The 6,293-nt window shown below is 68.3% G+C and carries 7 protein-coding genes and 2 pseudogenes; 5 read left to right on the top strand and 4 right to left on the bottom strand.

Going from position 1 to position 6,293, the window contains the following annotated elements:
• Together IEZ17_RS28370 and IEZ17_RS28365 are read left to right on the top strand one after the other, a co-directional pair.
• Positions 1 to 140 (top strand): annotated as a pseudogene (locus IEZ17_RS28370) (urease accessory protein UreG); the annotation flags it as partial.
• The gene (locus IEZ17_RS28365; RefSeq protein WP_189304972.1) at positions 137 to 964 is read left to right on the top strand and encodes an urease accessory protein UreD; all 828 of its coding nucleotides are present in this window, start codon (positions 137 to 139) and stop codon (positions 962 to 964) included. The pseudogene IEZ17_RS28370 and the gene IEZ17_RS28365, both read left to right, overlap by 4 nt.
• A gap of 266 nt (positions 965 to 1,230) precedes the next feature.
• Here the strand turns inward: IEZ17_RS28365 and IEZ17_RS28360 are convergent, their stop codons facing one another.
• Entirely contained in the window at positions 1,231 to 1,458 is a 228-nt protein-coding gene (locus tag IEZ17_RS28360; protein ID WP_189304970.1) for a hypothetical protein, read from the bottom strand.
• A 104-nt stretch (positions 1,459 to 1,562) separates the two neighbouring features.
• A pseudogene (locus IEZ17_RS42990) lies at positions 1,563 to 1,773 on the bottom strand (IS5/IS1182 family transposase); the annotation flags it as partial.
• A gap of 224 nt (positions 1,774 to 1,997) precedes the next feature.
• Here IEZ17_RS42990 and IEZ17_RS28355 point away from each other — a divergent pair.
• A complete protein-coding gene (locus tag IEZ17_RS28355; protein WP_189304968.1) occupies positions 1,998 to 3,245 on the top strand; it encodes a sensor histidine kinase in 1,248 nt (415 codons plus the stop codon).
• A 505-nt stretch (positions 3,246 to 3,750) separates the two neighbouring features.
• Here the strand turns inward: IEZ17_RS28355 and IEZ17_RS28350 are convergent.
• Entirely contained in the window at positions 3,751 to 4,185 is a 435-nt protein-coding gene (locus IEZ17_RS28350) for a nuclear transport factor 2 family protein (protein WP_189304966.1), read from the bottom strand.
• Positions 4,186 to 4,289: 104 nt separating this feature from the next.
• Here IEZ17_RS28350 and IEZ17_RS28345 point away from each other — a divergent pair, with 104 nt between their 5' ends.
• On the top strand, positions 4,290 to 4,859 hold the full coding sequence (locus IEZ17_RS28345; RefSeq protein WP_189304964.1) for a PadR family transcriptional regulator: 570 nt from the start codon (positions 4,290 to 4,292) through the stop codon (positions 4,857 to 4,859).
• Positions 4,846 to 5,658 carry an SGNH/GDSL hydrolase family protein gene (locus tag IEZ17_RS28340; protein ID WP_189304962.1) on the top strand — a complete coding sequence of 271 codons (813 nt, stop codon included), beginning with the start codon at positions 4,846 to 4,848 and terminating at the stop codon, positions 5,656 to 5,658. Before IEZ17_RS28345 ends, IEZ17_RS28340 begins: the two co-directional genes overlap by 14 nt.
• Before the next feature lie 235 nt (positions 5,659 to 5,893).
• Here IEZ17_RS28340 and IEZ17_RS42985 read toward each other — a convergent pair whose 3' ends face one another.
• On the bottom strand, positions 5,894 to 6,094 hold the full coding sequence (locus IEZ17_RS42985; RefSeq protein WP_229852734.1) for a hypothetical protein: 201 nt from the start codon (positions 6,092 to 6,094) through the stop codon (positions 5,894 to 5,896).
• Positions 6,095 to 6,293: the final 199 nt, after the last annotated feature.

Raw genomic sequence — 6,293 nt, 5'->3', positions numbered from 1 at the left:
ACGGCATGGCCCGCGACGCCAAGGCACAGCGCGGCGAACTGCCCGTCGCCTTCACCGCCCTGAAGCAACCCGACGGCGTCAAGCCGGTCGCCGAATGGGTTCGCGACCGCCTCGCCGACTGGACCGCGAGCGCCGTATGACTCTCACCATCCACGAAGCCGCGCCTCTGCCCGAGCCGGACACCGTGGGCGTACGCGCCACCGCCCGCATCGCGGCCACCGCAAGAGACGGGGCCACCAGGCTGACCACGCTCGATGGCGATGGCCCCTTCGAACTCCGCCGACTGCGCCCCCGAGGAGGCGAGGCCCGGGTAATCATCGTCGGCGCCATGAGTGCACCCCTTGGCGGCGACCGGCTTCGGATCGAGGCCACCGCGGGCCATGGCGCGGCACTGCACATCTCCTCCGCCACCGCGACCCTCGCCCTCAAGGGCGCCACAACCGAACCGGCCACCTATGACGTGGCCCTGACCGCCGGAGAGGGGGCCCAACTGCACTGGTCCCCCGAGCCATTGATCAGTGCCGCCGGTAGCGACCTGCGGCAGACCCTCACCGTCGACCTTGCCTCCACTGCCCGGCTCGTACTACGCGAGGAACAGGCCCTGGGACGCGCCGGAGAACCGCCGGGCCGCCTGACCACCCGCCTCACCGTCCGCCGCGGGGGGCGCACACTGCTGAACCAGCAGGCCGAGTACGGACCGGGAGCGGCCGGCTGGGACGGCCCGGCCGTCCTTTCCCACTACCGAGCCACCGGCCAACTCCTCGTCGTCGACCCCACTTTCGTCAACAACCCAGCCGTATCTCTACTCCTGGCCGACCCGTCGGAATCGGGCCAGGCCGTGCTGGCCCCGCTCGCCGGCCCCGCAGTCCTCATCACTGCCGTGGCACAGGACGGCCTCCGCCTACGGCGCCTCCTCGACAGGGCATACGGTGCTGCGTCCGGCCTACGGGGCCGGAGAGCGTGACCAACCGCGGCTTCTGGAGAGCGAATTCGCAGCCCTGTGGCGCCTGTGGGGCAGTTCAGTTCACCGTGGCGTGAGACGGGCCAACGCCGTCACGGCGGGAGCGGTCGGAAGGCCGAAGGGTCTTCCGACCGCTCCTCCGCATCACGCTGTTATCGGAGGTAGTTCAGGTCGGAGCCGCGTGGGTGCGACAGCCGGCCGGCGCGGTCCACCATGCTGATCGACGAGTGGTTGTCCAGCGCCAGTTGCGTGGCGTCGAACGGCCACTGTCAGTTGTGGTCCAGTGGGAACGCCGCCGGAAGGCCGGGTGTTCCGAGCACCTTCTCGTGGTCGTGCAACGACGCGCCGTAGGTGACCGCGAAGTAGATCGACGGCGGTACGGACACCGGGTTGTGTGTCAGGCCGGTGTAGACGGAGGCGTTCTGGGTCTGTAGCCGTCGGCCGCTCACCACGACAGCGGCGGGCAGGCCGCTGGCCTCCAGTCCGTAGCCTTCCAAACAGCCTCCCTCACGCCCCCTCTGTCGGTGGGCAGTTGGATTGTCTCGGCGACGGCTGAAAGTGGAGAGGCAGCGGACGCGGACAGCACTCCCATCCGCCCGGCACGGTGCACCGCCGAGCCATTGGTGCCCCGGTAGCCTCCGTCCGCGATGGCCGTGGCGCTGCCGACGGGGTCCTTCACGCCAGGCAGCTCCCACGCCGTGCAGTCGTTGTGATTGCCTGGCAGGGACCGGCCCACGGCAACGACGAGCTGGGAAACCGGCGTCAATGACGACCTGGTGGCCGGTGAAGTACCGGTGGCTGCCCCTCTGTTCGCCGCGAGCAGCTCCGGACGCCTGTCGGACATCCATGACCGCGCATTGCTGAACGGTGTCTTGCGACACCACTTCTTACCGTCGGTTTACGGCTGATCTGGCCAGGATGGAGGGCAAACACTCCATCCTGCTGCACGATGTATGAGAGAGGATCAACAGTGCGTTCAGTCATCATCCCGGATTTGGTCGATACGCCCGATTCGGATGGCCGAGGCTGACCGGCGATGGCTGCATCCTCCGAACCTTCGGCACCGCTGGCTGTGCCTGCGAAACCTCCGTCGAACCACAAACCGTCGAACCAGGCCGCCCTCTGGCTGCGCCCGACCATCCGGATCCGGCTTACGGTGCTCTACGGCGGCATGTTCCTGATGGCCGGCATCGTGCTGCTATTGATCATCTACCTGTCGGCTGCGAGCGCCTTCGACGACAGTATTCCGTCTCTCAGCGTCTCGGGCAGAGGCATCACGGTGGACGTCGGCAGATGCTCACCGCTGTCGTCGTCTGCTTCCCTCCACGAGATCAACGTCGCCCTGAACGGCTGCTTCGAGCAGCAGCGCGCTGCTGCTCTGCAAACCCTCTGGAATCGTTCCCTGGTGGCGTTGATGGGCCTGACCGTTGTTGCCTTCGCCTTCGGCTACACAATGGCAGGGCGGGTGCTGTCGCCGCTGGGGCGGATCACGCGTACCGCGCAGCGGGTGGCAGGCTCCGACCTGCATCGCCGGATCGAGCTGCGCGGTCCGGATGATGAACTCAAGGAGCTGGCCGACACGTTCGACGAGATGCTGGACCGCCTGGACCGGGCCTTCGAGTCGCAGCGGCGCTTCGTCTCCAATGCCTCCCACGAGTTGCGTACCCCTCTGGCGATCAACCGCACGCTGTTGGAGGTCCAGCTCGCCGACCCGGACGCGTCACCCGAGCTGACCCAGCTGGGCAAGACGCTGCTGGCGACCAACGAGCGCAGCGAGCAGCTGGTGGAGGGCCTGCTGCTGCTCGCCCGCAGCGAGAACAAGGTCGTCGACAAGAAGCCGGTCGATCTGTCCGAGGTCGCCTCGCAGGCCGTCGAGCAGACCCGCGGGGAGGCGCGCAGCAACGGCGTGGAGTTCCGTGGGGCCCGCCAGCAGGTCTTCGCCCTGGGCAACGGCGTACTCCTGGAGCGGATCGGGCTCAATCTCGTTCAGAACGCGGTGCGTTACAACGTCCCCGAGGAAGGCTGGGTCGATGTCACCACCGAGCACCAGCCTGGCCATGCGGTCCTGGTGGTCGCCAACACCGGCCCCGTGGTCCCCGCCTACGAGATCGAGAACCTCTTCGAACCCTTCCGACGGCTGCGCGCCGAGCGCACCGGCAGCGACAAGGGCGTCGGCCTCGGCCTGTCCATCGTGCGGTCCGTGGTGCGCGCCCACGACGGCACCATCACCGCCGAGCCACGCGAAGGCGGCGGACTCGTCATCAGGGTTTCGCTACCGCAGTAGTCTCGAAAGCCCGCGCCTTCCGTGCCTTCTTCGTGAATCCGCCGGTGACGGTTCCAGGAATGGTCAACCTGCTCTCGTCGTGCACTCCGGACTCCTTCTCTTTGACGTTGGGAGTTCGCCGATTCAGAGGCCCCAGGCCCTCGTTCGGATGCAGGCCCCCGTGCGGACCGATTCGCTGATGAAGACCCCATTGGCGGCAAGGAGTGACGCGGTGACGCCGGCTGCTTCCAGCAGATGAGCGCGCATCCGACGCTGAGGAGAGCTTCGAGCGTGTCGTAGCGGATCTCCTGGCGGATCCGCGGACGGCGGAGGTGGTGCAGGAGCGGGAGGGCATGCGCGAGAACCCACCTCTGCGTGCCCAGACCAGAGCCGTGTTCGGCGTTGCGGCGGGCGAACAGTGGCCGGGTGCCGACTGCGCGAACCGGTCGCGCGTACGTGTCGTGGTCGTATCTGTGGCCCGCGAGGACCACATCGGGGCGTCGGCTGGCGAACCAGGGCGCCGCCCTCACGACTGATCGGCGGGCGCCGGTACCAGACCGTCGGCGATCAGCCCGGCGAGGACCGCCTCGCCCAGGGTGTGGACGGCGGACTGTGGTCGGACCATGACTGTGAACTCCTTGATCCGGCCGTCGTCGTCGAAGTGCAGCAGGTCGATGCCGTGGATCTGCTTGCCGCCCACGGTGGTGCGGAAGAGCAGGACCTCCGAGGGAGAGGTGGTGCCGTCGGTGCTCGTCTCGGCGGTGCCGGCGTACTGGCCGATGTAGCGGAAGTTCTCGAAGGTACGGAGCAGGACCCCGAAGAGGCCCAGCACCATGGGCTTGCCCTCGAAGGGCTGGAACTTCACGGGGCTGTACAGGCGGACGTCGTCGGTGAACAGGTCGTCCAGGGCTGCGAGGTCGCGGCGGTCGACGGCGGCGCGGAAGCGCTCTGCTGCGTTCATGACTTCCCCTCATGCTCACGAATAAGAGTAATCAGATTCATGAGTATCATGCAGGATGGGCCCATGGACAGGGCCAAGCAGGACGAAGGAGGGGAGGGGATCCGATGGCATTGCGTCATGCCGTGCTGGCGGCGCTGCTCGACGAGGAACTGAGCGGATACCAGCTGGCCAAGGCGTTCGACCTCGGGGTCGCGAACTTCTGGCACGCTCAGCCGCAGCAGCTGTACGCCGAGCTGACCCGGCTGGAGAAGGACGGGCTCGTCGCGGGTCGGGAAGTGGTCCAGGACACCCGGCCCAACAAGCGCCTGTTCCAGGTCACCGACGCCGGCCTGGCCGAACTGGAACACTTCACCGCCACCACCACAAAGCCCTCCTTCATCCGCGACGACCTGCTCGTCAAGGTCCAGGCCGCCGACCACGTCGACATCGGGATCCTGATGGCGCGGCTCACCGAGCGCGTGGCCTTCGCCCAGGCCAAGATCGAGCTGTTCGGCAAGCTGCTGCACACCATGCGCGGCGACCGCACCGAGGAGGAGTTCCTGCGCCACAGCGAGCGCATCGGCCCCTACCTGACCTGCCTGCGTGGGCTCGCCTTCGAACAGGGCAACCGCGACTGGTGCGAACGCACCATCACGATCCTGCTGGAAAGGCAGGCGGCCCGTGCCCGGCGCTGATCCGCGATACGTGCGTTACGTTGCTCTCGGCGACAGCCAGACCGAGGGACTCGGCGACGGCGACGACACCACGGGGCTGCGTGGCTGGGCCGACCGGCTCGCCGAACACCTCGCACAGCACAACCCCGGTCTGGAGTACGCCAACCTGGCCGTGCGAGGACGCCTGGCCCGCCACGTCCGCACCGAACAACTCGCCGCCGCCCTCGCTCTGCGCCCCGACCTGGCCACCGTGGTCGCCGGGGTCAACGACCTGCTGCGACCGCGGTTCGACGCCGACGAAGTCGCCGGCCACCTGGAGGCGATGTTCGCCGCGCTCACCGCCCAGGGCGCTCGCGTCGCCACCCTCACCTTCCCCGACATCGCACGCATCACCCCGCTCGCCCGGCCGCTCAGCCCCCGCGTCACCGCCCTCAACGACCGCATCCGCCAGGCAGCTCGACGTCACGGGGTCACCGTCGCCGAGACCAGCCACCATCCGGTGGTCACCGACCCCCGCCTGTGGAGCCCGGACCGCCTCCACGCCAGCCCACTCGGCCACCAGCGGATCGCCGCCGCCGTCGCCCACGCTCTCGCGCTGCCCGGCAGCGACGACACCTGGACACACCCCCTGCCCTCACCGGCAACACCCTCACCCACCGGATGGAACGCCACCGTCGCCGAACTGCGCTGGGCCGCGGCCTTCCTGGGACCCTGGCTGGGAAGACGCCTGCGCGGCCGTTCAAGCGGCGACGGCCACACGGCAAAACGCCCACACCTCCTCGCCGTACCGACTCCTCCTGGGGCCTGTTCGGAGTCGTGACCAACGCTGTCGCGTTCTGGGCCCATGGTGGGCTTCGGGTTGGTACAACACTCATGTCGCGCGACGTGAACTCAACGATGACAAGAGGGAGTTGATTGAGCCGTTTCTGCCTAACAGGCGCTGCGGTTCCTGCCCAGAGCAGCTGGGTGAGCAGTTCGAGGGGGGTGATCTGGCGGTTTCGCACCGGCAGCCAATGGCGGGAGATGGCACCCGAAATCGGAGCCTGGTACACGGTCTACGACTGCTTCGCCCAGTGGTGCGGTGCCGATGTTTTCCACACCACGAGGGAGGGGTGGTCGCCGCCCAGGCTGCCCGCCGCGGACAGGCAGAGCTGTCCCTGGTCGGTGTCGTTTCCGTGGTGGCCCGTGCCCACCACGACGCGGTGGGCATGCGGGTGAGCACGGCCGTCCTGGCCGCACCGGAGGAGGCCGACCAAGCCGGACATCGTCGCGGCGGACAAGGCACCCCATGCAGCTACAGAGAGCCCACGTCCTGGCGTTGGACCAGCCCGCCCGTCAGGGGCGCCGAGTAGGCCCCTGCCTTCATGCCGTAGCCGGCTCGGCGGCTCCGCGTGTCGCGGCGCCCCCGGCCGGACGATGTCATCCCCGACTGGTTCGAGGCGGGCGTCGATCGCA

Source organism: Streptomyces albospinus, assembly GCF_014648695.1.
GTDB classification, from domain to species: domain Bacteria; phylum Actinomycetota; class Actinomycetes; order Streptomycetales; family Streptomycetaceae; genus Streptomyces; species Streptomyces albospinus.
The sequence above is the reverse complement of the archived record's forward strand: the minus strand, read 5'-3'. Positions and strand labels throughout refer to the sequence as shown.

Excerpts from the sequence above, each read along its gene's own strand:
- IEZ17_RS28365 (WP_189304972.1), top strand. The coding sequence starts at position 137 with ATGACTCTCACCATCCACGAAGCCGCGCCTCTGCCCGAGCCGGACACC.
- IEZ17_RS28355 (WP_189304968.1), top strand. The coding sequence starts at position 1,998 with ATGGCTGCATCCTCCGAACCTTCGGCACCGCTGGCTGTGCCTGCGAAA.
- IEZ17_RS28350 (WP_189304966.1), bottom strand. The coding sequence starts at position 4,185 with ATGAACGCAGCAGAGCGCTTCCGCGCCGCCGTCGACCGCCGCGACCTC.
- IEZ17_RS28345 (WP_189304964.1), top strand. The coding sequence starts at position 4,290 with ATGGCATTGCGTCATGCCGTGCTGGCGGCGCTGCTCGACGAGGAACTG.